The organism is Pseudomonas sp., from assembly GCF_048265905.1.
In the GTDB taxonomy this organism is placed as follows: Bacteria; Pseudomonadota; Gammaproteobacteria; order Pseudomonadales; family Pseudomonadaceae; genus Aquipseudomonas.
In genome coordinates, this window is the sequence record NZ_JBLXAP010000004.1 from 248,695 (window position 1) to 273,691 (window position 24,997).

Below are 24,997 nucleotides of genomic sequence, written 5' to 3' on the forward strand. Positions count from 1 at the left end.
TTAAACCAAACTGAGTCTTGCACCACTTTTCAGGCTACGTACTTTCGGTTGTAGCATCATTGGGTCTTCGATCCAGCTCAAGTCGCCATGCTCGGTGTTGTGCAGGATAAGCACTTGTTTGCGGCGCAAAATGCTCAGGTCTTCCAGTGTCACAAAAAAACTTGCTGACAGGCTGCTGTCGCAGAGATCAGGACTACGCTCGCGGCGAGTGTAACGCGCAGCACGCAGTTCGTTGTATTTGGCCCAAGTCAGCAATACCGCGCCTAGCAATGCCCCGGCAATCGCGTAATTTGAAAGTTGCATTATCAGCGGCATAAACGCGCTGATGAGTATGCTCTGAAACTGCTCTGGTTGAGCAATCAGTTGTTTGGCAAATGGCACTGCGCCGTCCGTGATTAAGTACAAAAAACCTGCCCAAGCAGACAGTGTCAGCATGGCGTCGATGGTTTTAGGTAGCCAGTGTTGCTCCGTCTTAATAATGCTCATGGTTCATTCCTTTTGATTCCACGGTCAGGGCTTGTCCAGCGCGCTCGTTTTCCTCGAGCACTAATCATTACTTTAGGGAAACTCACTATCGTGGTGAGAAACGTGAGCAGCCAAAAAGCCAGTGGGTACCAAATGGTCCAGAACAGGGCCTTACCCAAACCCTTTTCATACCTGCGTTCAATCACCAGGCTGAGCGCGAATTGCATCAGGCACACCGCCGCGAGAAGTACACCGGTGAAACCAGGCGGCAACATGTCGTTCACGCGATAATTCGGTGGCATCTCAACGAACTGACCGACAAGCCAAAGCATCAGTGACAATGCCAAGGCGAAGGCCCAGGTAGCTGACATTGCGAACTCCAGCAGCAATGGCCACATGTAGCGATAGCGCCACGACCAAATAGTGCGTGCGTTTTTAAGTAAAACCTCCGCGCCACCTTGTGCCCAGCGTTTGCGCTGTTTCCAGAGGCCCGCGAGGGTTTCGGGCATGAGAATCCAGCACAGTGCACGTGGTTCGTAGAAGATTGTCCAGTGGTCAAGTTGCAGCTTCCAACTGACATCGATGTCTTCGGTGATCATGTCGGGGCTCCAGTAGTCAATGCGATCCAACGCACTGCGGCGAAAGCCTGCGATCACTCCTGAAATGGTAAATACACGCCCGTAAACACGTTGAGCACGTTTGATCAAACCGATGATTGAAGAAAACTCTCCGACTTGAATTCGCCCAACCAAGGTTGAGCGTGTGCGAATTCGCGGATTACCGGTCACGGCACCCACGCGAGGATTTTCAAGCAGTGGTTTGACCAAAAATGCAGCCGTGTCGCGGCTCAATAGTGCATCACCATCAATGCATACCAGGTATTCGCTATTGGCAGCGATCGCAGCCATGCGCAATGCCACTGCTTTACCTTGGTTCTGCGCAAGATGCAGTACGCGCAAGCGTGGCTCACGTGCGGCAATCTGGTTGAGGATTTCGGCGGTATTGTCTTTTGAGCCGTCGTTTACTGCGATGACTTCTATATTAGGGTAGCGCTGGCTCAGCGCCGCACGAATGGTTTCATGGATGTTATCGCCTTCGTTGTAGCAAGGGATGATGATTGAAATCAGTGGCTCGCCTTCAAGGCAGGGTGCTGGGTTATCACCGTCGTGCGACCAGTTCCAGTCGCGCTCCCAGTGAATCCAGAAGTACATCCCCCCAACAATCCATAGCATCGACATGAGCAACGGGTAGAGGAAAATGAAGTTCAGCATCACCGAACCGCTTATTCCTTCCGCCAGGCCAAAAGGAATACCCAGAATGATGGCGAGGACGAGCAGAGCTATCAGGCGATCAGTCATGGTTTTGGTGCCCAAGCGTTAGAGAAAGCGGGGTGAATTTCATCCAATGCAGGTTCGTTGGTAACAAAGTTGTCTGGGTAGTAGCCGTAATTGACTACGCCCTTCCATTGCAGGCGCCGCATCCACTCTGCAAGCTGTTTGGCATCAATCGCAGGCGAGTTGGGTTTGCTCCAGTCGCGCGCTTGTAGCTCAAAAACGGTACGTTTGAGGGCATCTGGCCGCTGGCCGATGATGTCCACCATCTGCTCAAGCCAAGCGTTAGAGTCTTTCAGGGCTACGCCCTCCATCAGCGGCATGGCCATGGGCGCGGTCCAGTCATAGCTTGCGAGGAAGTTGTCTAGGTTTTGCGCAAACCAGGTTTCACTCACTGGATTCATAATCGGTTGTGCGTAAATGTTACGAGCCGTACGAATCTGTGGGCCGCGGATCGCTTTGACTTTTTCTGCCAGTTCAAGCGTGAAGTCAGTCAGGTATTTCGTTTTGAACTGAGCCCATGTTTCCAGCGATTGTTGGCTATCGCGCAACGCAGCGATGTCTGCGGGAAAACCGGCTTTGCGGTACGCCGCAAGCGCGTCCGGGCCTGCGTCCTCAAAATCGGTGAGCAAGGCATCGTCGTGAAATAGCAGGCCGTCGAAGTTTGCATAGCGGGCGAGGTCTTGGTAGATATCGCTAATCTGCTTACGCGCTTCGGTACTGAACGGAGAAAGCCGCTGGTACTGTTCAGGATCAACAGATGCTATGCCAGTTTCAGGATCCCAGCGTTGTACCCGTGGCAGCTTCTTGTCCAAGTCGAAACTCAGTACAGGCATCCATGCATATACCTGTACGTGCGCTCGGGTTTGTAATTGCCACGAAGCGCGGTTGAACAGATCGGCGCGCATTGGCAAATGGCTGTTGGGAAAGTAGGTTTCGCGAACCGTTCCATCACCTTTAGGGTCCGCAAACGCTTGCAGGAATACGGTGTTGATACCCAAGTCATAAATACGCTGAACCATGCTGCCGATGTTTTTATCCATCTGTTGCGGGTCCGGGTCATAAACGTAGTCGAGGTCGACGTGGGCAACCCGTATTGAACTGGTTTCAGCAATTGCAATAATCGATGTAGCGAACTGGTCAATCTCAGGATCACCACTCACTAGATAGCGCGGCCCTTCCTTGATTGTTGACATGCTGCTCATGCCGTCCTCTAAGGTCAGAGCAATGTCGTAGCCGTTCTCATTGGCAATTTTTAGTACCTCGCCATTCTGTTGGCCGTATGGCCACACCCAAACCCGTGGTTTGCGACCCGTTGCAGCCTCGATTTTGTCGCTGATCTTGGCAATGTCCTTGCTCCAGCGAGCATGGGCTTCTTCATCGTTTTCATAGCGTTTGAGTACGGGGTCGTAATGGCGATTGGCAGCAGATGGCTCCAAGTTACCTTGTGGGTTTGCCAATGCACCGGTGTGCATATTGTTGGTATGTGCGGCAATCTCAACCAATGGGTTTTTAGCCATGCGCTTGACCTGATCCCAAGTCGCGAATTTCTTACGTTCGGTTGGCTTGCCTGCGAAGTCGACCGGGCTGTTCAGGGGCGTACTGACCCAAGCGCCCACCGGGGCAAAAACCGCTGGCCAGTTGTAGGCTTCGAGCAAAGGCAGTACGCGGTCATAGAAGCTGCTGTAGCCATCATCGAATGTCAGCAAAACTGCCTTGTCAGGTAGTTGTTCTGCGCCTGTCCGCGCCGCGAGGACTTGATCAACTGAAACCGCTTGATAGCCGCTGTCGTGCAGCCAGTTAAGCTGGGCGATCAGGTTAGCCGTGCGAACCGAAACATAGTTCTGGTCTGCCTCCTGATCTTCAATGTCGTGATAGCAAATTGCTAAGACCTTGCCTTCAGGCCAAGGCGCCTCGCTAATGGGTAGAGCACGGGCAAGAGGGGGCACAAAGGGTGGCCCTTCAGAGGCGCAGGCACTGAGAAGTATCAAGCTCAATGCAAAAATGGCGAATTTATAAAGAAAGCGCATGGAAGTTCTCATCAAAAGCGGTACGAAAGATCGAACACAAGCCGGTATTCGGTCTCGCGCTCACCGTCGTAGGGGCGACTAAGTGCAGAGGCCGTTGCGCCGAAGTTGAGCTGGTCATTCATGCTCACGCGCTGGCCATAACTGATAAAACCGATGGCGTCGGTGCCATAGTCGCGTTGGTTGTAACTGCCCAGACCGAACTGCGCTTGTTGGCTCCAGGTTTGCTCGTAGCGCTCATACAGCAGGTGTGAAAGGCGCAAGCCGGGCATGATGCTTAGATCATCTTCGGGGCTGAAATAGGGGCCGTCAGCGGGTTGGCTGTTATGGCTGGCGCCAATATCGAGCAGGGCATCAGCCACCAGCTTGGACGAGGTATAGACCCGCTCTCGACCCGAAATGGAGCCGCTTAAACGGTCGTTACCATCGTCAAAGCGCTGCGGTGTCAGTGAGATACGCCACGAGCGGCTTTCGTTAGGGCTCCAACTCAAGTAGCCGGAGTAGATATCAGATGTGATGTCGCTGTTCAGCGCGCGTAGCGGTGTCTCACGAGAACGCCAGTCCATGGACCAGCCGTACTGCCAGTAATCGTTGAGATCATGGCTGCCACTGAGACGAGCGCCTTGCTTATTGCCGTGGCCGTAGTTTTGGTTGTTGACCTCAGCTTCAAGAGTGAGGTCGCGGCTACGCCACTCAAGGCCGCCGCGTTGATAGCGGTTGCGGCCTTTGCCCTCTTCAAATGTGCCCTGGCTGTAACCAAGGCCGCCGAATACACGCCAGTTGTAATCGATAGGTGAGCTGTACAGAACCGTATCGATGCCATAGTCGCCACTGCCTGTGACTGTGTTATCAGGGCTGATGCCGCCGTTGCTGGCAACTCTCAACTCAGCCATGTTGTGTAATTGGCGGGCACGCTCCAGTTGCTGTACTGAGAGCCTTTCGGGATACCGGGCAAAAACATCATCGGCATACAACTCAAACTGCCGCCACTCTTGCAGTTGCTGGGCGGTATAGCCTTGCCTGAGTTCAACATCGACAGAGCGCGGTGAAAGATTCTCTGCTTCTTTAAGCTCAGCTTCTGAACGCCGTGGCCAGCCGCGTGCGGAATAAATATCGGCACGTACGGTACGCAACTCGGTATTGCCTGGTGCACTGTTGGCCAAGGTTTGAATTTGCAACTGCGCAGCCGCTAGATCATTAGCAGATTGGGATGCGCTGACCTCCATCACTTTGCCAGCTAGCCAGTGCGGATTTGCTTTACCGTTGGGTAAGCCTTTTTGGTAGAGGCGTCTAGGTTGATTGGTAATTGTCGGAACCAGCAACGCTGCTGCTGCGTCTTGCCCACTTTCTTTGAGCGCATAGTAATACCCTTGCAGGTCAGATTGACGGGCAGGAATTTTTTCATCGTCGCTCGGCAGAATTTGTTTATATAACTTGGCGGCGAGTTCGGGTTGTCGCAAATACAAACTGGCACCTGCAACCCAGCGCAACGCATAGGCTGGAAGTTGCACGTCTTTACTGTTGAAGGCGTCATACTCATCAAGCACTTTCTGCATATACACGCGATTAAACAGTGCGCCCATACGGTCGATACGCAACGCCTGAGCATCGTCTTGCGCCTGTGGAATATTTGCCCACTGATTGAGTAATCTGTCAGCCTCGGCAATTGCCTTGTCAGTCATTTTGAAACGATCGCTTTCTTTGCCGACAGGTAAGTCCGACATGCGCACATATTCAGCTACTCGCGCTCTCTGCAGAGTGCGCAGCTCTTTAGCGTTGACCAGTTCGGGGTTCTGCTCGGCAAGCTCAAGAGCTTTGGAGTTCACGCCTGCGCGTTGCAAGGCCAATAGGTATTCGCGCTTTACACTGTTGCGTTCAGGTGCAAGAAGCCGCGCTTCATTAACTTCATGCAGCGAGCTAAACTTTTTTTGGTTTCGTAAGTAGGCATAAGCGAGGGCTAAGCGCCGCTCAGCATCATTAGGCTTTGCAGCCACTAATACTTGGGCCTGTTGCACAGCATCAGCCGGTTTACCTGAGTCCGCTAAGGTCATGACCCGGCCAACCAAGGCGCCGTTGTCAGTCGGCCCCAGTTGCAACGCTTTATTGTAAGCGTCCAACGCCTGTGGCCAGCGCTGTAAGTTACGGTAGGCGTGAGCAGTGGTTGTCAATACATCCGCAGACGGCGTTAAATATGAGCGACTGCTCTCGTATCGATTGACCACTTCCTCATCAAGCCCCGCCCAGCCAGCAATCAATATATGGTCGCTGGCATAAAGCTCAGACTCCTGAGTGTTATTTACCTCGCGCAAAAACTTAAGTGCTGGCTCAACGTTACCATTGCGCGCGCTGATAATAAGTTGGTCATAGATAGGGTCTGCTGCGTACACCGCAAAAGGGCTCGCGCACAACAATGCCGCGAAGCACAAGGGGCGGATTATGTGCGCAATAGGTTCAGTTTTTCGGCACAAAAACAATACGGATAAGTCTGGATTTGAAATCACGTTAATTATCTTTTTAAGACGAATGAGTGCCCTACAATTTTTAAGTTAATTTATAGGCTGTGCTATGGGAGCTGTACTGTTGTTCGGGGTGCCGCAGCCAACTTAAGTTTGATGGCTAAATGCTAACTATGCAGGCATAGTGCTATATTTTGTGTAGCTGCTTTCTAAACTGAGTTGTTGTTACTAAAGCTCTTTTCGATTGTCAGCGGTGCTCCCGCCATTAGTTACAAATGGTGGCGTTCCGAGAGCTCAGTGTGCCGGAGGTATGAATATCTGTGGATGTGTTGATTGTTTCAGCACTTTCGGCAGGGTTGTAAGATTTGAAAGAATTTTTCAGATTTGCCCGTAGTTAATAAAGCGATATTTCTCAGCTACGGCGATATACAACACGAAAGTTATCTGCCTTAAATAAAAAAACCGCCCAATTGGGCGGTTTTTTAGTCGTTAAACTCAGAGGCCGTTCTTGGCCTTGAACTCGCGACGACGACGGTGCAGGACTGGCTCGGTGTAGCCGTTTGGTTGTTTGGCGCCTTCAACCACCAGCTCCAATGCCGCTTGGAAGGCAATGTTGCTGTCGAAGTCAGGAGCCAATGGGCGATACGACGGATCGTTGGCATTCTGACGGTCAACTACCGGCGCCATGCGCTTGAGGCTGGCGACAATCTGCTCTTCAGTGGCGATGCCGTGACGCAGCCAGTTGGCCAGTAGCTGGCTGGAGATTCGCAGGGTGGCGCGGTCTTCCATCAAGCCAACGTCGCTGATGTCCGGCACTTTCGAGCAGCCTACGCCAGCATCAATCCAGCGCACGACATAACCCAGGATGCCCTGTGAGTTGTTGTCGAGTTCATTCTGGATTTCTTCAGCCGACCAGTTGGTGTTGCTGGCCAGAGGAATGGTCAGAATGTCATCAACTGAGGCCGCAGTGCGGCTCTTGAGTTCTTCCTGACGGGCGAACACATCAACCTTGTGATAATGCAAGGCATGCAGTGTTGCAGCGGTAGGCGATGGTACCCAGGCGGTGTTGGCGCCGGACATCGGGTGACCAATTTTCTGCTCAAGCATCGCCGCCATCAGGTCCGGCATGGCCCACATGCCTTTGCCTATTTGCGCACGGCCTTGCAGGCCGGTCGCCAAGCCAACATCAACGTTGTTGTTTTCGTAAGCACCAATCCACTTTTCGGCTTTCATGGCGGCTTTACGCACAACAGGGCCAGCTTCCATTGAGGTGTGGATTTCGTCACCGGTACGGTCGAGGAAGCCGGTGTTGATAAACACCACGCGCTCGCTGGCAGCCTTGATACAGGCCTTGAGGTTCACCGTGGTGCGACGCTCTTCGTCCATGATGCCGACTTTCAGCGTATTACGCGTCAAGCCAAGGGCATCCTCAACGCGACTGAACAGTTCGCTGGTGAAGGCGACTTCTTCAGGACCGTGCATCTTCGGTTTTACGATGTAGACCGAGCCGGTACGGGTGTTCTTGCGGCTAGTGTTGCCATTGAGGTTGTGCATGGCGATCAGGCTGGTCAGCAGGCCGTCCATGATGCCTTCTGGCACTTCAAAACCGTCTTTGTCGATGATTGCATCGATGGTCATCAGGTGACCAACGTTACGCACGAACAACAGCGAGCGGCCATGCAGGCTCAGTTCGCTACCATCGGGTTTGGTGTAGACGCGATCCGGGTTCATGGTGCGGGTGAAGGTGGTGCCGCCCTTGGCGACTTCTTCCGCCAGATCACCCTTCATCAGGCCGAGCCAGTTACGGTAGATCACCACCTTGTCATCGGCATCAACTGCGGCGACGGAGTCTTCGCAGTCCATGATGGTGGTCAGTGCCGCTTCCATCAGGATGTCTTTAACGCCAGCCGCGTCTGTGCTGCCAACTGGAGTATTTGCGTCAATCTGGATTTCGAAGTGCAGGCCGTTGTGTTTTAGCAACACGGCGATTGGTGCGTTGGCGTCGCCCTGAAAGCCCATCAATTGAGTGTCATCTTGCAGGCCGGTATTGCTGCCGCCTTTGAGGCTGACGAGCAGCTTGCCATCGACAATCTTGTAGCCTGTGGAGTCGACGTGTGAGGCGGCGGCCAAAGGTGCCGCTTCATCGAGGAAGGCGCGCGCGAAGGCGATTACCTTGTCACCGCGAACCTTGTTGTAACCTTTGCCTTTTTCGGCGCCACCTTCTTCGCTGATCACGTCTGTGCCGTAGAGCGCGTCATACAACGAGCCCCAGCGGGCGTTGGATGCGTTCAGGGCGAAGCGTGCGTTCATCACTGGCACAACCAATTGCGGGCCGGCCAGACGGGCAATTTCTTCGTCGACGTTAGTGGTGGTGGCTTGGAAGTCAGCTGGCTCCGGGAGCAGATAGCCGATTTCTTCAAGGAATGCTTTGTAGGCAACGGCATCATGCGCCTGACCGGTGCGAGCCTGGTGCCAGCTGTCAACCTGTGCCTGGATTTCGTCGCGCTTGGCCAGCAAGGCACGGTTTTTCGGTGCGAGTTCGTTAATTACCGCTTCGGCGCCGGTCCAGAACTTGTCGCTGGAAATACCGGTACCAGGAATGGCTTCGTTGTTAACGAAGTCGAACAGCACTTTGGCGACCTGCAGGCCACCGACTTGAACGCGTTCAGTCATCACTTGCCTCACTCTGCTCAGCTCTACATATTAGCCGCTTAGGACCTTCGGACTCTGGGACTCAGTCTTGTAGTCCAGGCCGCGGCATACTACATCAAGATCTATGGAAAATCAGTGGGGGCGCGTCGTTATGCGACCCAAAAGCGCTTAGCAGTCACGGCTGGAACGTTGTGCATGCAAAACCAGTCAATATTGTTTCATAAAACAGATAAAACGGTACACGATTTGTTGCGTTGATCTTCTCTGCTATTTCAACCGCACCAAAATGGCAGGCGACCTATACTGCATGCAGGTTCCAGGAAGGTTAAGCATGCATATTGTTCAAGCTACGGCGGATGATCTTGAGCCGCTCAGTCACTTATTCGTCGATTACCTAACTTTTTATCAGGTGGATAAACCGCTCAGTGCTGTGTACGAATTCCTGGCTGCGCGAATAGAGCAGGGCAGTTCGACACTATTCATCGCTCGCGACGATACCGATCATGCCCAGGGTTTCGTGCAGTTATACCCACTCTATGCCTCGCTTGCATTGGCGCCCATGTGGTTGCTAAGTGATTTGTATGTGAACCCGGCAGCGCGCCGTCGAGGAATTGCAGAGGCGTTGATGAATGCTGCGCGTGATCATGCACAGGCTGCAGGTGCCTGTGGCCTGCAGTTGGAAACCGCGAAAAATAATTACCCGGGGCAAGCGCTTTATGAGCGACTCGGGTATGTTCGGGATCAAGCCTTTTATACCTATTGGCTGGCATTGCCTGGCCAGTAGCTGGAACTGCAGCGGTCTGCCGGAATGTGCCGCTGCAATCTCCTTTACAGATGTCACAACAAAGAGAGGCCTGCAATGGATCATCTGGTATTGACCGTTATCGCTCAGGATCAACCCGGTCTGGTTGAACGCGTTGCTCAATGTGTGGCTAATCATGGTGGCAACTGGCTTGAAAGCCGTATGTCACGCATGGCTGGGCAGTTTGCCGGGATACTGCGCGTGGCGGTGCCTGCTGAGTCGCACACCGAGTTGGTCACTGCACTGCAGGGGCTGAATGTTCATGGCATTCGGGTATTGCTGGCGGAAAGCGGTGCTGAGCCTTCATGCAACTGGAAGCCGATCATGCTTGATCTGGTTGGCAACGATCGCCCAGGCATTGTCCGCGACATCACCCGTTTGCTTACCGAGCTTGGCGTTAACGTCGAGAGCCTGCAGACCGAGGTGATGCCTGCACCGATGAGCAGCGAGCCGTTATTCCATGCCGAGTCAATGCTCGCGGTGCCGCTGGGGTTGTCGCTGGATGAGCTCAAAACCCAACTGGAAACCTTGGCGGATGATTTGATGGTAGAGCTGAATATCCGCACAGACAGCTAAGGAGTCTCTGAAAAAATACTGCGCTAGGTATATTACTGGCGCAGCCCCTGCTGCGGCCCCGAAGGGGTGAGCAACGCGAATCAAATGCTCAGTTAGGACAACTAAGGTCGAGCGCGACCTCGGTCGCTTTTTCGCATCTGTTCGCCTTGTACTCCCTTCGCTCGCGACCTTTTTCAGAAGATCCCTAGTTTCGGGCTTGCAACATATCCACGGCCTGTGTGCGTAGGGCTGTGGATAACTTGAGGGTACTTGAAGGGCCAGCTAGTGCCCCGCTGTTCTCCATGGTCTGGTTAAAAAAGCAACAGTTTCAATGGCTTGTGCACAAAGGGCGGGGATGGATCTGTGGATAAGGTTGGGATGATCAGCTGCAGCCCAGGGTTGACTAGGTGTTGCGCGGGTTGATCGTTTTTTGAACAGCTGCTTTGTGGCTGGTTGGCCCAGCGCTGTTCGGGTGGCAGATAGCAGGCTGCCACCCGAACGATAGCTAATTGTGGATTTTGCCTCGACGAATGCTCAGCCATGCATCGACGCTGTAAATCACCAAGCCAGCCCAGATGCAGATAAAGGCCAGCAACTTGCTTGAGTCGAAGTGCTCGCCGAACAAGAAGATCGCTTGCAGCAGCACCAAGGTTGGCGCCAGGTACTGCAAAAAGCCCAATGTGGTGTATGGCAGGTGCCGTGCCGCAGCGTTAAAGCACACCAGCGGTACCAAGGTGATGGGCCCGGCGACAATCAGCCAGAACGCCTCAGAAGTTGTCCAGAACTCAGCGTTACTGCTCACTGCATCCGGGTTGAGGGCGATCCAGGCAATGGCCAGTGGCAATAAAATCCAGGTCTCGACCACCAATCCCGGCAGGGCTTTTACCGGCGCCTGTTTGCGGATCAATCCGTAAAAACCGAATGTCAGGGCCAGAACCAGCGACACCCAAGGGATGCTGCCGACTTGCCACAATTGCTGCAACACACCCAGCGCAGCCAAGCCTACGGCAATCCATTGCAGGCGGCGCAGGCGTTCACCAAGAATGAGTAAGCCCAGCAAGACGTTAATCAAGGGATTGATGTAGTAACCCAGGCTGGCCTCAAGCATGCGGCCATGATTCACCGCCCAGACGTAAACCAGCCAGTTACTGGCGATCAACACACCGCTAAAACCCAGTACCGCAAATTGCTTGGGATTTTCACGCAACTCGCGCAACCAGCCCGGGTGCTTCCAAACCAGCAGTAACAGCGCCCCAAAGATCGCCGACCAGACGGCGCGATGGACGACAATTTCCAACGCCGGTACTTCGGCGATGGCTTTGAAGTAGAGCGGGAACAAGCCCCAGATAATGTAGGCGCTAAGGCCCAGAATATACCCGCGCTGTGGGTTTGCGGTGGACATGGAAATCCTTGCTTAGGATGCTAACGATAGATTTTCAATTCTAGTCGTGTGCGTAGCTATTTGTCTGTGTGCTCAGGTTTTAATTGTCTGCCCGCTGATGGATAAACGTAAGGCTTTTGTTACATCAGCAAGGCATCGACATGTCACGCTTCTGGTTCAGCACTGCGTCGGTTACTTAAAACAGCTTGAGCGGCTCTTCATCCAGCGCTGACAACTGTTCGCGCAGCATCAGGATGTGCTCGCCCCAATAACGCTCGGTGCCGAACCACGGGAAGCTGTGCGGGAATGCCGGGTCGTCCCAGCGCCGAGCCAGCCAGGCGCTGTAATGCATCAGGCGCAAAGAGCGCAGGCCTTCGATCAAAGGCAGCTCACGCGGATTGAAATCGTGAAATTCCTGATAACCATCCATTAACTCAGAGAGTTGGCCAAGGCGCTCGTGGCGCTCGCCAGCCAGCATCATCCACAGGTCCTGCACGGCCGGGCCCATACGACAGTCATCGAGATCGACCATGTGAAAGGTTTCATCACGGCACAGCAGGTTGCCGGGGTGACAGTCGCCGTGCAGGCGAATCGCGGTGACTGGATTATTGGCGAATAGACTGTCGAGCCGCTTGAGCAGATCACGGGCAACCGATTCGTAAGCTGGCAGCAGGCTCTTTGGGATAAAGCCGCCGTCGAGCAAGGTTTTTAACGATGCGTGGCCGTAGTTCTCGACCTTCAAACTCTCACGATGGGCGAAGGGTTTGGTTGCGCCGACCGCATGCATGCGGCCCAGTAACTGGCCGAGCCGATACAGTTGCTCAAGGTTGCCAGGCTCTGGCGCCCGGCCACCGCGACGCGGAAACAAGGTGAAGCGATAGCCTGCGTGTTCGAAGAGGGTTTCGCCGTCACGTTGCATGGGCGCAACCACGGGAACATCGCATTCGGCTAGCTCGAAGGTGAAGCTGTGTTCTTCACGAATCGCCGCGTCAGTCCAGCGATCCGGACGGTAGAATTTGGCGATGATCGGCGTCTCATCCTCAATGCCGACTTGATATACCCGGTTTTCATAGCTGTTCAGGGCTAATACCCGCGCATCGCTGAGAAAGCCGATGCTTTCGACGGCGTCGAGAACCAAGTCTTGAGTCAGTGCTGCAAAAGGATGGGACATGAAATCTCCTGCGCGCAGCAGGTCGCCGCGTTCGACCGATCATGGTAACGCAGGTTAAGAGATTTGGGCGGCTGAATCCGCGTTGTGTGTGGGAAGTGTTCAACTGCGGACAAGCTGCGCGTTGTTGCGGTGAGCGCCACGCCGGATGACAGTGTGATCATCCGTCGTGGCGATTGCAGGTGCAGGCTGTTTACCCAGCGAGTCTAGGCGCCGATGATGCCGCCATCTTCGCGGGTAATGACCATAACTGAGGAGCGCGGTTTACCGTTGGGCAGGTGCTCAGGGAAGGTCGAGCCGCCTTTTTCGCCCGGATGTTGAATGCCTACAAACATCGTGCGTTGATCCGGAGCGAAGGCGATGCCAGTCACTTCACAGCCTACGGGGCCAACCATAAAGCGACGGATCTCGCCGGTGTCCGGGTCGGCGCAGAGCATCTGGTTATTGCCCATGCCCGCATAGTCACCAGCATTGCTGCTGTCACCGTCGGTCTGAATCCATAGGCGGCCAGCGTCATCAAAGCTCAGCCCATCCGGGCTGTTGAACATGTTTTGCGGGGTGATGTTTGCTGACCCTGCGGTGGATTGGCCTGCGTGCACCACAGGATTGCCTGCGACTACAAACAGATCCCAGGTAAAGGCGGTCGAGGCGTGATCGTCATTGGCTTCGCGCCAGCGCAGAATCTGCCCATAAATATTGTTCTCGCGAGGGTTGGGACCATTTACCGGTTGGTCGGCTTGACCGCGTTTAACGTTGTTGGTCAGGGTGCAATAGACTTGACCGTCTTTAGGGCTAACCACCAGCCATTCTGGGCGGTCCATCCGGGTTGCGGCCACTGTGCTGGCTGCCAAGCGTGCGTGGATAAGCACCTCTGCTTGGCTGTTGAAGCCATTGCTGGCATCCAGCCCGTTTTTACCAAAGGTCAACTCAACCCAGCGACCATGACCTTTAGGCAGGTTCGGGTTTTTGTCTCCCGCATCGAAGCGCGCAACATAGAGCGTGCCTTGATCAAGAATGTGCTGGTTGTGCTTGACGGCGTCCCGACCCTTGCTGCGTTTGATTTTATCCTTGCTGATGAACTTGTAGATGAACTCGCCGCGCTCATCGTCGCCCATGTACACCACCGCGCGACCGTCTTTGGTCTCGGTAAATGCCGCGTTCTCATGCTTGAAGCGGCCTAGCGCAGTACGTTTGATCGGAGTGGATTGTGGGTCGAATGGATCAATCTCGACGATCCAGCCGTGGCGGTTGAACTCGTTGGGAGTCTTGGCCATGTCAAAGCGCGGGTCGTGCTTATGCCAGTCGTTACCGTCGCCGGTGATGGAGGCGCCGTAACGCAATTGGGCCTCATCGAACTTTTGCGCCGGGTCAGTGCTGCCGAAGCAATCGTCGAAGTTTTCTTCGCAGGTCAGGTAAGTGCCCCAAGGCGTTTTACCGTTGGCGCAGTTCTGGAAGGTGCCGAGAACATGTTTGCCTGTGCGGTCATCTGCGGTTTTCAGCCAGTCGTGGCCAGCGGCTGGACCACTGACGCTGATTGGCGTGTTGCCGTGAATCCGGCGGTTGTATTTTGAGCCCTGCACAAACTGCCATTTGCCAGCCAATTTCTGTACTTCGATTACCGATAAACCCTCGCTGGCCAGTGCCTTGTGAACTTCCTCGGAGGATTTCGGCAAGCCAGCATGGTCGAGCAAATATTGGTAGTTGGTGTATTCGTTGTTGATCGCCATCAGTGCGCGGTTTTCATCGTCGGCGAAAGGGAAGAAACTCATGCCGTCGTTGTTGTCGCCGAACTGCACTTCGTGAGCGGCCGCTGAATCTTTGCTGGTTGGGTCGAATTCTGGGCCGTTGGTTAATAAAGGCTGGCCCCAACTGATCAGCACCGATGACTTGTATCCGACAGGCAGAGTGATTGTGTCTGCGGTCGAGATTGCAATGCTGTCAAAGCCGAGCAGGGTGCTGTTTGCACTGCCGACGCTGGCGGCCAATACGCTGCGGCTGAGCAGATTGCCGCCCAGAAACATGGCGGCGCCGCACAAAGCACCCGCGCTGATAAAACGGCGGCGGCTGATACCGCTCATTTGTTCTAGATCGGTTAATTGGTTGTCTTCTAAACGCTTCATCACAGTAAGGCTCCGTGCCAAGAATGGCTGTACCTTAATCAGCGTCCATGACGAAATTGTTGCAAGCAGAGCGATTGCTTTAAATTGGCGTACCTAGCAGAACTTGAGTTGGCGAGCACTGCACGCGAACAGGGCTGCCAATCGCCAACTGCAACTCGTCGAGCTGTGTCGGCAGGGCCAGGGCGCATAAGGTTTGACCGCTTGGCAGAGCGATTTTGACTTCGGTCGGGCTGTCCGGCGCGCTCAGCAGTTCTTCTATCCGACCCTGCATGCAGTTATAACCGGGCGTTTCGGGCTGTTGCGGCGATTGCAGTTCCAGCCAGCCGGCCTTGATCAAAGCAATGACCTGGCTACCGACTTCCAGCTCAAGGGTTTGTGTGCTGTCGTGGGTGATCTGCGCCGTCAGATATTGCCCGCCTGCCAGTTCAAGGCGTATCTCGTCGTTGCGGCCCTGGCTGTCGATTGCCACGACCTGACCATGCAATTGGTTGCGCGCGCTGGTGCGCATCATCAGGCGGCTGAGTAAATCCAGATCACCGATATCTTCAGCGGCTTCCAGCACTTGGGCTTGCAGTGCTTGCAAGCGTTGGTACAGGCGCAGAACACGTTCGCCCTCCAGCGATAACCGTGCACCTCCGCCACCTTTACCGCCAACACTGCGTTCAACCAATGGCTTTTGTGCCAGATTGTTCAGCTCATCAATCGCATCCCAAGCTGATTTGTAGCTCAGGCCGGCGCTTTTGGCTGCGCGGGTGATCGAGCCTTGCTCAGAAATATGCTGGAGCAGGGCGATGCGCTGCGGGCGACGAACAATGTATTGGGCGAGCACGGAGGTCAGCGACATAAGGGATTGACGTGTGAGAAGGAGGTTTTCAACGGTGGCGATTTGCTCAATACAAGTCAAGCAGGGTTCCGGGTTTTGGGGTGCGCGCCAGGCAATAAACCTCAACCCGTGCTGCACCTGCCTTTAATAACAGTCGACTCAAGCTTTGCGCTGTGGCGCCTGTGGTCAATACGTCATCCACCAGCGCGAGGTGCAGCCCGTGAACTTGTGCTTCGGGCGCGACTAGAAATGCTTTGCGCAGATTCTTTTTACGGGTGACGGCATCCAACCCTTGCTGGGCTGGCGTCTCGATGATGCGGGTTAACCCGTGATTTAACACAGGAATGTGCAGGTGATTGCTTAAACTTGTGGCCAGCATCTGCGCTTGGTTGAAGCCGCGCTGACGCTGACGCTGAGGGGTCAACGGAACAGGCAAAAGCAAGTCGGGACGGGCCAACCCGTCATCAAAATGATGCTGCACATAATCGCCCAGCAAGTCGCCGAGCAAGCGTCCTAGCGGCCACTGTGCTTGATGTTTGAAACGGTTGATCATGCTGTCGATCGGAAAGCTGTAACTCCAGGGGGCAACGACTTTGTCGAACACTGGCGGATGCTTTTGGCACTCGCCACAAATCAACTCAGCACCGTGCATGGGCAATGCACAGACACTGCAATGCTCGCGCAACCACGGCAACTCGCTCTCGCAGTCGGTGCATATCGGCAGTCGCTTGCTTTCAGTGGTTTCATCACAAAGCAAACACTTCAAGCAGGGTTGAAGTGTTTCGAGCTGATGCTTCAATACTTGTAGCAAACCCATGCACTGCTCCATGAATGAGCGCTGAGTTGGTTGATGTTGTTACAATATCCAGCTGTTACCTTGAACGGATACTGAATTGCCGACTACTGAACTTAATGCAGTTAGGAAACCTCTGAAAAACTACTGCGCTCGATATTACGGCGTTAAAAAACTGCTCAAAATGCTCATTTAGGCCAACTAAAGTCGAGCGCGACCGCGGTCGCTTTTTCTCAGTTTTTTGCCTTGTCCTATCTTCGCTCGCTACCTTTTTCAGAGGATCCTTAGCGCTTGGTGCTGATTAACTGAGGCGCCAGAAATGTGTGGCGAAAGTACTCACGAAACGCTTGCATGGTCGGGGTGAACGGCTTATCCCGATGCCACGCCAAGCCGACACTCATGGACGGAACCTCATCCGTCAATGAGATGGTTTCTATGCGCTTGCCCTCGAGTGACCAGGGTCGGTAGACCAAGTCGGATAGCACCGCCACACCTGTTCCATTGGCCACCATGCTGCGGACGGCCTCTACAGAGCTGGTGCGCAATATCACGTTTGGACTTTGGCCTATTTGCTTCCAGTAGCGCATGGCTGTTTGGTCCGCTTCATCGACGGTGAGCAAGATAAAAGGCTCATTGGCGACCTCTTCAAGACTGACTGAAGGACGCTCGCTCAATGGGTGTCGATTAGGCAGCCAAAGCCTGCGCTCAGATTTGAATAACGGTTCAGCAGCAATTTCTGGGTGACGCAGATTACCTGTCAGCACCACCGCCATATCCAGTGTGCCATCGAGCAAGCTCTGCTCAATAGCCTTGCGTTCCTGTTCATGCAGGTTGATGGCCATGTGCGGATACCACTGCGCCAGACGCTGCAAGTGATAAGGCAAAAAATAGCCCATCACCGTGTAGCTGGCGGCAACGCTGAGGCTTCCGCTAATCCCTGTATCTGGCAGCGGGCTTTGCAGGGCTTCATCAACACTGTTCTGGATGGAGTAGGCGTGGTTGAGAAAGTGCCGTCCGTTATCTGTCAGGTTCATCCCTTGCGGTGAGCGGATAAACAGGCTTACGCCGAGCATGCTTTCCAGTTCTTGGATCGCGCTGGTAACGGCTGATTGCGAAATATTCAGGTGGATTGCTGCTTGTGATATCTGCCCAACTTCAGCGGTGGCTATGAAGTAACGGACTTGGCGCAAGGTAAAAGCCATGGTAGTTGCCTGCTTGTAGGTATCTGTTTTTCAGAATACACCCTATCGAATAATGGATCTTCCCAATACCTGTAGAGCCTTTTAATGTCGTTTGCAACGAAGCTCACAACGAGGCGCAGGTGTAAATGAATCAGGTCGATCTGAATTCGGATATGGGTGAAGGTTTTGGTGCATGGTCGGCCGGAGACGGTGTCGATGCGCAGATCATGCCGCTGATTAGCTCGGCAAACATTGCTACAGGTTTTCATGCCGGGGACCCAAACATCATGCGTCGCACAGTCGCTGCAGCTAAGCAACATGGCGTAAAAATTGGTGCCCATCCCGGGTTTCGCGATCTGGTCGGTTTTGGTCGGCGTCATATCAATGCACCGGCTGAAGAGTTGATCAACGACATGCTCTACCAGCTTGGCGCATTGCGTGAGTTTGCCCGACTTGAGGGTGTGCAGCTGCAGCACATCAAACCCCACGGTGCCTTGTATATGCACTTGGCGCGCGATGAGGTTAGTGCGCGTTTATTTGTCGAAACCCTTCAGCAGCTTGACCCTCAGTTGATGTTGTTCTGCATGGACGGCTCGGCTACCTGGCGAGTTGCCCAAGAACTTGGGCAGCCAACGGTGCGTGAGTTCTATGCCGACCGTGACTACGACAATAGCGGTTCAATTGTGTTTACCCGTCAGGTTGGTGCGCTGGATCCACAGCAAGTCGCGGACAAAGTTTTGCGCGCATGCAAAGACGGTCGTGTGCGCACTGTCGAGGGTGATGACATCGCCATAGCCTTTGATTCCGTATGTATCCACAGCGATACGCCCGGCGCGTTGTCACTCATTGAATCAACCCGAAAGCGGCTTCTCGGAGCGGGTATAGCAGTGGCTGCCCCGCGCTGATTGGTAGTTACCCCATTTGATAACAGATAAAGACGATAAAAAGAGGAATTGAAATGGCTGAGCACTCAATAGTTTCCCCTTTGCCGGGCACCTTTTACCGCCGTTCTGCACCGGATGCACCCAACTATATCGAGGTCGGTGAGGCGGTGGAGTGTGGTGCGGTAATTGGTTTGATCGAGGTGATGAAGCAGTTCTCCGAGTTGCACGCGGACAAGACTGGAACGCTCGTGGCTTTTCATGTTGAGGACGGTGACCCAATCGAACCCGGTCAGTTACTCGCCGTGATTGCAAGCGATGAGTAAGGAGAGCGGCATGACGAGTGCTATCACCAAGCTTTTAGTGGCCAACCGAGGCGAAATTGCTGTTCGTATCATTCGTGCTGCAAAATCGTTGGGAATTCCTACTGTGGCGGCTTGCAGTGAAGCCGATGCCGACTCGATGGCTGCGCAGTTGGCGGATGAGTTTTGCATTATCGGTCCGGCGCGGGCCGATCAAAGCTATCTAAATGCTGACGCATTGCTAGAGGCTGCAAAGCAAACCAAGGCCAATGCAGTTCACCCCGGTTATGGATTTCTCTCCGAGAGCGCTGCATTCGCTGATGCAGTGGTAGCTGCAGGCATGATCTGGGTTGGACCCAATGCCGAAACCATCCGCCGCATGGGCGACAAGGCGCAAGCCCGAAGCACTGCGAAAGCCGCTGGCGTACCTGTGGTGCCGGGTTCTGAAGGTGAACTTGAGTCACTGGAGGATGCGCTGAAGTGTGCTGAAACTGTTGGTTATCCATTGCTGATAAAGGCCTCGGCTGGTGGCGGTGGGCGCGGGATTCGTGTTGCCCATGATGGCGATGAGTTGAGTCGTGAGTTTCCCTTGGCACAACGTGAGGCGCTTGCCGCGTTTGGCTCTGGAGCGGTCTATCTGGAACGCTTTATTGGTCAGGCTCGACATGTCGAAGTACAAGTCCTCGGCGATGGTGAGCATGCAGTGCATTTGTTTGAGCGTGAGTGTTCACTGCAAAGACGCCGACAGAAAGTCTTCGAGGAGGCACCTTCGCCAGCGCTATCGAATGAGCAGCGCCTGCGCTTGTGCGACAGCGCAGTGAGGCTGGTACAGGCCTTGGGGTATTGCGGGGCTGGCACGCTGGAGTATTTGTTCGATGCGCACAGCGGCGAGTTCTTTTTTATCGAGATGAACACGCGTATTCAGGTTGAGCACCCGATCAGCGAGATGGTGACAGGCATTGATTTAGTCCAGTGGATGCTGCGCATTGCGGGGGGCGAGCCACTGACCTTGCGCCAGAGTGATATCTGTCTCAACGGTGTCGCACTTGAAATGCGTATTAATGCTGAAGACCCTGAACGTAATTTCTTTCCTTGTCCTGGCGTGGTTGAGTCGTTGTCTTGGCCAGAAGGTGAAGGGATACGTATCGAGAGCCATATTTTCCAGGGTTATCGAGTACCGCCTTATTACGACTCGTTGTTGGCAAAAATAATTGTTCATGCAGCTGACCGTGAACAAGCATTTGCCCGCGCCCGCGAAGCATTGGCAGCCACTGAATTAACGGGAATGGCAACCACATTGACCTTGCATCGCTCCCTGCTAGAAGAGACGTGCATCTGCGCTGGTGATTTTGACACTGGCACGCTTGAGCGCTTGCTTGCTGAGCGCTCAGTTTTACCGGCGCCAGTCGCCGCGGAGGCCTGATATGCAAACACAACCTATTCGTTACAGCTTTGGCGGCGATGAACATTTATTTGCCGAAGTGAGTGAGGCAATGTCGCTTGAGGCGTTCTTTCGCGGTATGTCGATCACCCGTGCAATTGAAGAGCTTGCGCTTCCCGGTGTGCTTGATATTTGTCTGGCTAATGCCTCGTTTCAAGTGCGCTTCAATCCTGACGTTATCGAACCGCAAGCATTGCTTGAAACTGTACGTGAGATTGAACAGTCGGCAACCGCAGGTCGCAAAATCGAGACGCGAATTATTGAAATTCCGGTGCTCTACAACGATCCCTGGACGCATGAAACCCTGATGCGTTTTCGTGACCGGCATCAGGACCCTTCGGCAACTGATCTGGAGTACGCCGCGCGGATTAATAACTATGCCGACGTGCAGGCGTTCATTGATGCGCACACAGCTTCGCCCTGGTTCGTTTCGATGGTCGGTTTTGTAGTTGGTTTGCCGTTTATGTATCAGATGGTCGAGCAGGAAAAGCAGCTTGAAGTCCCTAAATATCTGCGCCCACGTACCGATACGCCGAAGCAGACGCTTGGCCACGGTGGCTGCTTCGCCTGCATCTATTCGGTAAAGGGTGCTGGTGGCTACCAGATGTTCGGTGTTACGCCTGCGCCAATCTATGACCCGCAACAGGGCTTGGATTATTTGCAGGACTCAATCGTGTTCTTCCGTCCGGGAGATATCGTCCAGTTCAAAGCGCTGGAGCGTACCGAATACGATCAGGCTTTGGCAGAGGTCGAGGCGGGTACGTTTACCTTGCGCACACGTCAGGTCAGTTTCGATCTGGATGAATATCTGCAAGATCCGCATGGCTGCAAAAAGCGTCTGCAGGAGGTGCTGAATGTCGATTAATGTTCTGAATCCAGGTCTTGCTACATCTGTTCAAGATGCCGGTCGAGAAGGTTATTACCACCTTGGTATCCCGCCAGCAGGTGCATTGGATCAATACGCGATGCGTGCAGCCAATCTGTTGGTCGGCAACCAGCCTACAGACGCCGTGCTGGAGTGCACTTTACTGGGCCCTAAACTGGAGTTTCAGAGGGATACTTTAGTCGCCGTGAGCGGAGGACGAATGACGCCACGGGTCGATGGGCTGGAGATGCCCTTTGATACCGCATTCAGGGTAAGCAAAGGGCAGATATTGAGTTTCGATTATTTGAAAGCGGGCGCTAGAGGTTATCTAGCCATTGCTGGGGGGATTGATGTGCCTGAGGTGCTGGGTAGTCGTTCAACCTATACCTTGGGCGGCATTGGCGGTATCAGCGGGCGACGTTTGATTGCAGGTGACGAGATCCCGCTAGGGCAATCTTCTGGTCAGGGTGTTGAAGGCGCAACGCTGCCACGCTCGATGCAGACTGAGTTGGGCGGCGAAGTCGAGTTGCGGGTGGTGCCCGGGCTTTACTACCACCGCTTATTGGCGCAGGCCGCAGAAAGCTTTTTTGCCGATATCTGGACAGTCGGTTCAGAAGCCGACCGCATGGGTTACCGCTTCAAGGGCGGCTCGGCATTGGGCTTTGAGGCCCGTGAGCAGCCATTCGGCGCTGGCTCTGATCCTTCAAATATTGTTGATGCCTGCTATCCGATTGGTTCGATTCAGGTGCCCGCTGGTATAGAGCCCATTGCGCTGCATCGTGATGCAGTGTCTGGCGGTGGTTACGCGATGATCGGCACTGTTATCAGCCCTGATTTAAATCGTATCGCCCAACTGCAGCCCAATCAGAAGGTGCGTTTTGTTGCTGTAACACTTGAAGAAGGCCTGTTGGCGCGTAAACAGTACAACCAGCAAATCGAACGTATGCTGCGTTTTTTTAATTCACAGTCTTAGCAATATGAAGTGTTAGCTCAGGATGCGGTCGCTACAGACTGCATCCTGCGCTGAACTGTTGCCGAAAAATAACAATAAAATCTATGGAGAGAACATCATGGCTGGCATGGCACAACCCAATTCAAAGGGGCAGGCAGACACCGCTGAACAGGATCAACGAATGGGCAAGGCATCGTTGACCATGGCCTGGTGGGCTGTGTGTAGCGCGATGTTTTATATCGTTATCGGTGCGTCGCTTGCGCTTAATTTTGGTGCGCGTAACGCAATTATTGGCATGCTGTTATCAGTTGTGAGTTATGGGCTGATCAATGCAGTCATAAGTCGCTACGCCATTCGTACCGGTCTGACGGTCGCTTCATTCTCACGAATACTCTTCGGCAGTGTCGGCGCATCACTGGCAACCCTGATCTTCTTCTCAACGGCGATTTATTACGCGGTGTTTGAAGGGTCGGTCATTGCTGTGGCGCTTAATCACCTGTATCCAGAATTGAGTTATGCCTTGGCCGCCTTGCTCGTGGTGCTGTACAGCGTACCGCTGATATTTGGCAGCGTGCAGCACTGGCTGGATAAATTCAACGGCGTGCTCCTGCCGTTTTATCTGCTTGGCCTGCTCGCTGCGGTGGCGTTATCCATTGCTCAGTACGGTTATCAACCGCAATGGTTGGATTTTGGCCCTGCTGAGCCAAGTTCGTTTGGCTGGTGGCATTGTTTTGTCGCTTACATGGGCGTCTGGATCTTGATGATGTTCACTTTCGACTACGCCCGCTTTGGCAAACCCGAGGACGCGCAGTATCACGGCCGCTGGAATTTCGGTATGCCGTTTTATTTGGTGACCTTCTTGCTCAATGGTATTGCGGGTATCTATCTGGCTAGCAGCATCCCGCAAGAGGGCGCATTGAGTGAAGTCAGTGTGGTTCTGGCTATCTTGCAGTTGATGGGGGTTTGGGGACTGTTATTTGTTTGGGTTACGCAAACACGCATCAATACTGCGAATTACTATCTTGGCGCGGTGAATATGCAGGCTTTTTTTGCCCTGATGTTCGGTCTGCGCCATTCACGTTGGGTCTGGGCCGTTGTGGTCGGGGCTGTGGTGTATGGCCTGATGTTGGCGGACGTATTTTCTTGGTTGCTCCAGGCGCTGGCCTGGCAGGGTGTGTTCGTGGTGGCGTGGGTCGGAATTGCCTTGGCGCATATCTGCTCGGCACGTTCTCTCCAGGATGAATCGGCAGATCCGGCACAGACGCCTTCTTTCAATATGCGCGGGTTAATTGCTTGGTTTGGCGCAGCGGCTATTGGCATGATTTTATTGCAATTGGCTGATCCGACACTGTCCAGCCTTTCAGCACCAGCGACCTTCTTGATTTCATTCGGCGCATATTGGTTGCTACTTGCCAACGCTCCACAAGCGCCTTTGAGTCAGCCAGAAACCAGTCGAACTTCCTAGCGAATATGCTGCTCTGCCGTCTATTGCGGCTGCAGCTACTTTATCGTTTCCGGCTCAAAGGTTTGCGCCGTGTGAGGCAATGGGTTCAATTGATGCGTATGTTTTTTGATCAGATGTAAACCTGTGTCTTGTCTTGGGTTGACAGCGTCGAAACACAACTTATGATGCCTTGAAGCCTGATTCGCGGCGCTTGGCCCGCAACCCTGACAACAGACGCAGTTGAGCGTCGAAGGAACTCTTCATGAATGCCACCGCATCCATCGCAACTCGCCACGACTGGTCGCTAGCCGAAGTTAAGGCGCTGTTCGAACAGCCGTTCAACGACTTGCTGTTCAATGCGCAGACTGTGCACCGCGCGCATTTCGATCAAAATCGGGTGCAGGTCTCTACGTTGTTGTCGATCAAAACCGGCGCCTGTCCGGAAGATTGCAAATATTGTCCACAGTCCGGCCACTACAACACCGGGCTTGAGAAAGAGAAACTGCTGGAAGTTCAGAAAGTCCTGCAAGCAGCTGCTGATGCCAAAGCCATTGGCTCAACTCGTTTCTGCATGGGCGCGGCGTGGAAGCATCCATCGGCCAAAGACATGCCTTACGTGCTGGAAATGGTCAAAGGCGTGAAAGCGCTAGGCCTGGAAACCTGCATGACGCTGGGCAAGCTGGATAAAGATCAAACGGCATCGCTGGCCGAGGCTGGGCTGGACTACTACAACCACAACCTCGATACCTCGCCAGAGTTCTACGGCAATATCATCACCACTCGCACTTATGCTGACCGTTTAGAGACGCTGGCGCATGTGCGTGATGCAGGGATGAAAATTTGTTCGGGCGGTATTCTGGGGCTGGGCGAGTCGCTGGACGATCGCGCCGGGTTGTTGATCCAGCTGGCGAATTTGCCGGAGCATCCTGAGTCCGTGCCCATCAACATGCTGGTCAAGGTTAAAGGCACGCCGCTGGAGAATGAAAAGGACGTCGATCCGTTCGACTTTATCCGCACCCTCGCCGTTGCGCGGATCATGATGCCTAAATCCCACGTGCGTTTGTCAGCAGGGCGCGAGGCGATGAATGATCAAATGCAGGCGCTGGCCTTCTTTGCGGGGGCCAACTCGATTTTCTATGGCGAGAAATTGCTGACCACAGTCAACCCGCAAGCGAACAAAGACATGGAGTTGTTTGCGCGTTTAGGCATCAAGCCAGAAGAGCGCGAAGAGCACGCCGATGAAGTCCATCAAGCGGCTATCGAGCAGGCACTGGTTGAACAGAAAAGCAGTGAGCAGTTCAACAACGCTGCGGTTTGATTTGTCCTCTGGCAGCCGCTGGCTGTCATCTTGATTTGCG

Annotated in this window: 20 protein-coding genes; 9 read left to right on the plus strand and 11 right to left on the minus strand. The window is 53.9% G+C overall.

Annotation, left to right across the window (positions count from 1 at the left end; all coding sequences use genetic code 11):
* The 5 genes from pgaD to ACN0UH_RS08515 all read right to left on the minus strand — a co-directional run bounded on the left by pgaD (window position 1) and on the right by ACN0UH_RS08515 (window position 8,952).
* Window positions 1–486, minus strand: coding sequence for a poly-beta-1,6-N-acetyl-D-glucosamine biosynthesis protein PgaD (gene pgaD / locus ACN0UH_RS08495; protein ID WP_417661641.1), 486 nt, complete (start codon window positions 484–486; stop codon window positions 1–3).
* A complete protein-coding gene (gene pgaC, locus ACN0UH_RS08500; RefSeq protein ID WP_417661642.1) occupies window positions 483–1,823 on the minus strand; it encodes a poly-beta-1,6-N-acetyl-D-glucosamine synthase in 1,341 nt (446 codons plus the stop codon). The genes pgaD and pgaC overlap by 4 nt, the downstream gene beginning before the upstream one ends.
* Entirely contained in the window at window positions 1,820–3,826 is a 2,007-nt protein-coding gene (gene pgaB, locus ACN0UH_RS08505) for a poly-beta-1,6-N-acetyl-D-glucosamine N-deacetylase PgaB (RefSeq protein WP_417661643.1), read from the minus strand. Before pgaB ends, pgaC begins: the two co-directional genes overlap by 4 nt.
* Window positions 3,827–3,837: 11 nt before the next feature.
* Window positions 3,838–6,324, minus strand: a complete 2,487-nt coding sequence (gene pgaA, locus ACN0UH_RS08510) for a poly-beta-1,6 N-acetyl-D-glucosamine export porin PgaA (protein WP_417661644.1) — start codon at window positions 6,322–6,324, stop codon at window positions 3,838–3,840.
* A 450-nt stretch (window positions 6,325–6,774) separates the two neighbouring features.
* On the minus strand, window positions 6,775–8,952 hold the full coding sequence (locus tag ACN0UH_RS08515; protein WP_417661645.1) for a malate synthase G: 2,178 nt from the start codon (window positions 8,950–8,952) through the stop codon (window positions 6,775–6,777).
* A gap of 310 nt (window positions 8,953–9,262) precedes the next feature.
* On the opposite strand from ACN0UH_RS08515, the gene ACN0UH_RS08520 reads away from it, so the two are divergent.
* Together ACN0UH_RS08520 and ACN0UH_RS08525 are read left to right on the plus strand one after the other, a co-directional pair.
* Window positions 9,263–9,715: a GNAT family N-acetyltransferase gene (locus ACN0UH_RS08520; protein WP_417661646.1), complete on the plus strand. Its 453-nt coding sequence runs from the start codon at window positions 9,263–9,265 to the stop codon at window positions 9,713–9,715.
* A gap of 75 nt (window positions 9,716–9,790) precedes the next feature.
* Entirely contained in the window at window positions 9,791–10,309 is a 519-nt protein-coding gene (locus tag ACN0UH_RS08525) for a glycine cleavage system protein R (protein WP_417661647.1), read from the plus strand.
* Window positions 10,310–10,793: 484 nt separating this feature from the next.
* Here the strand turns inward: ACN0UH_RS08525 and rarD are convergent, their stop codons facing one another.
* The 6 genes from rarD to ACN0UH_RS08555 all read right to left on the minus strand — a co-directional run bounded on the left by rarD (window position 10,794) and on the right by ACN0UH_RS08555 (window position 17,775).
* Window positions 10,794–11,690 carry an EamA family transporter RarD gene (gene rarD / locus ACN0UH_RS08530; RefSeq protein ID WP_417661648.1) on the minus strand — a complete coding sequence of 299 codons (897 nt, stop codon included), beginning with the start codon at window positions 11,688–11,690 and terminating at the stop codon, window positions 10,794–10,796.
* A 175-nt stretch (window positions 11,691–11,865) separates the two neighbouring features.
* Window positions 11,866–12,840 carry a serine/threonine protein kinase gene (locus ACN0UH_RS08535; protein ID WP_417661649.1) on the minus strand — a complete coding sequence of 325 codons (975 nt, stop codon included), beginning with the start codon at window positions 12,838–12,840 and terminating at the stop codon, window positions 11,866–11,868.
* A gap of 203 nt (window positions 12,841–13,043) precedes the next feature.
* On the minus strand, window positions 13,044–14,957 hold the full coding sequence (locus tag ACN0UH_RS08540; protein WP_417661650.1) for a PhoX family protein: 1,914 nt from the start codon (window positions 14,955–14,957) through the stop codon (window positions 13,044–13,046).
* 79 nt (window positions 14,958–15,036) lie between these two features.
* On the minus strand, window positions 15,037–15,801 hold the full coding sequence (locus ACN0UH_RS08545) for a TOBE domain-containing protein (protein ID WP_417661651.1): 765 nt from the start codon (window positions 15,799–15,801) through the stop codon (window positions 15,037–15,039).
* Window positions 15,802–15,847: 46 nt separating this feature from the next.
* On the minus strand, window positions 15,848–16,597 hold the full coding sequence (locus ACN0UH_RS08550) for a ComF family protein (protein WP_417661652.1): 750 nt from the start codon (window positions 16,595–16,597) through the stop codon (window positions 15,848–15,850).
* Window positions 16,598–16,857: 260 nt separating this feature from the next.
* Window positions 16,858–17,775 (minus strand): LysR family transcriptional regulator, encoded by a 918-nt coding sequence (locus ACN0UH_RS08555; RefSeq protein WP_417661653.1) that lies wholly within the window; start codon window positions 17,773–17,775, stop codon window positions 16,858–16,860.
* A 125-nt stretch (window positions 17,776–17,900) separates the two neighbouring features.
* Between ACN0UH_RS08555 and ACN0UH_RS08560 the strand changes: the two genes are divergently transcribed.
* From ACN0UH_RS08560 to bioB, 7 genes are all read left to right on the plus strand, one after another.
* The gene (locus tag ACN0UH_RS08560) at window positions 17,901–18,659 is read left to right on the plus strand and encodes a 5-oxoprolinase subunit PxpA (protein ID WP_417661654.1); all 759 of its coding nucleotides are present in this window, start codon (window positions 17,901–17,903) and stop codon (window positions 18,657–18,659) included.
* Between the two features lie 53 nt (window positions 18,660–18,712).
* Window positions 18,713–18,961, plus strand: coding sequence for an acetyl-CoA carboxylase (locus ACN0UH_RS08565; protein ID WP_417661655.1), 249 nt, complete (start codon window positions 18,713–18,715; stop codon window positions 18,959–18,961).
* A 10-nt stretch (window positions 18,962–18,971) separates the two neighbouring features.
* Window positions 18,972–20,360, plus strand: a complete 1,389-nt coding sequence (locus ACN0UH_RS08570) for an acetyl-CoA carboxylase biotin carboxylase subunit (RefSeq protein WP_417661656.1) — start codon at window positions 18,972–18,974, stop codon at window positions 20,358–20,360.
* A gap of 1 nt (window position 20,361) precedes the next feature.
* The gene (locus ACN0UH_RS08575) at window positions 20,362–21,243 is read left to right on the plus strand and encodes a 5-oxoprolinase subunit B family protein (RefSeq protein WP_417661657.1); all 882 of its coding nucleotides are present in this window, start codon (window positions 20,362–20,364) and stop codon (window positions 21,241–21,243) included.
* Entirely contained in the window at window positions 21,233–22,216 is a 984-nt protein-coding gene (locus ACN0UH_RS08580) for a biotin-dependent carboxyltransferase family protein (RefSeq protein ID WP_417661658.1), read from the plus strand. The genes ACN0UH_RS08575 and ACN0UH_RS08580 overlap by 11 nt, the downstream gene beginning before the upstream one ends.
* 97 nt (window positions 22,217–22,313) lie before the next feature.
* Window positions 22,314–23,660, plus strand: a complete 1,347-nt coding sequence (locus ACN0UH_RS08585) for a purine-cytosine permease family protein (RefSeq protein WP_417661659.1) — start codon at window positions 22,314–22,316, stop codon at window positions 23,658–23,660.
* A 241-nt stretch (window positions 23,661–23,901) separates the two neighbouring features.
* On the plus strand, window positions 23,902–24,957 hold the full coding sequence (gene bioB / locus ACN0UH_RS08590) for a biotin synthase BioB (protein ID WP_417661660.1): 1,056 nt from the start codon (window positions 23,902–23,904) through the stop codon (window positions 24,955–24,957).
* The last annotated feature ends 40 nt before the right edge of the window (window positions 24,958–24,997 follow it).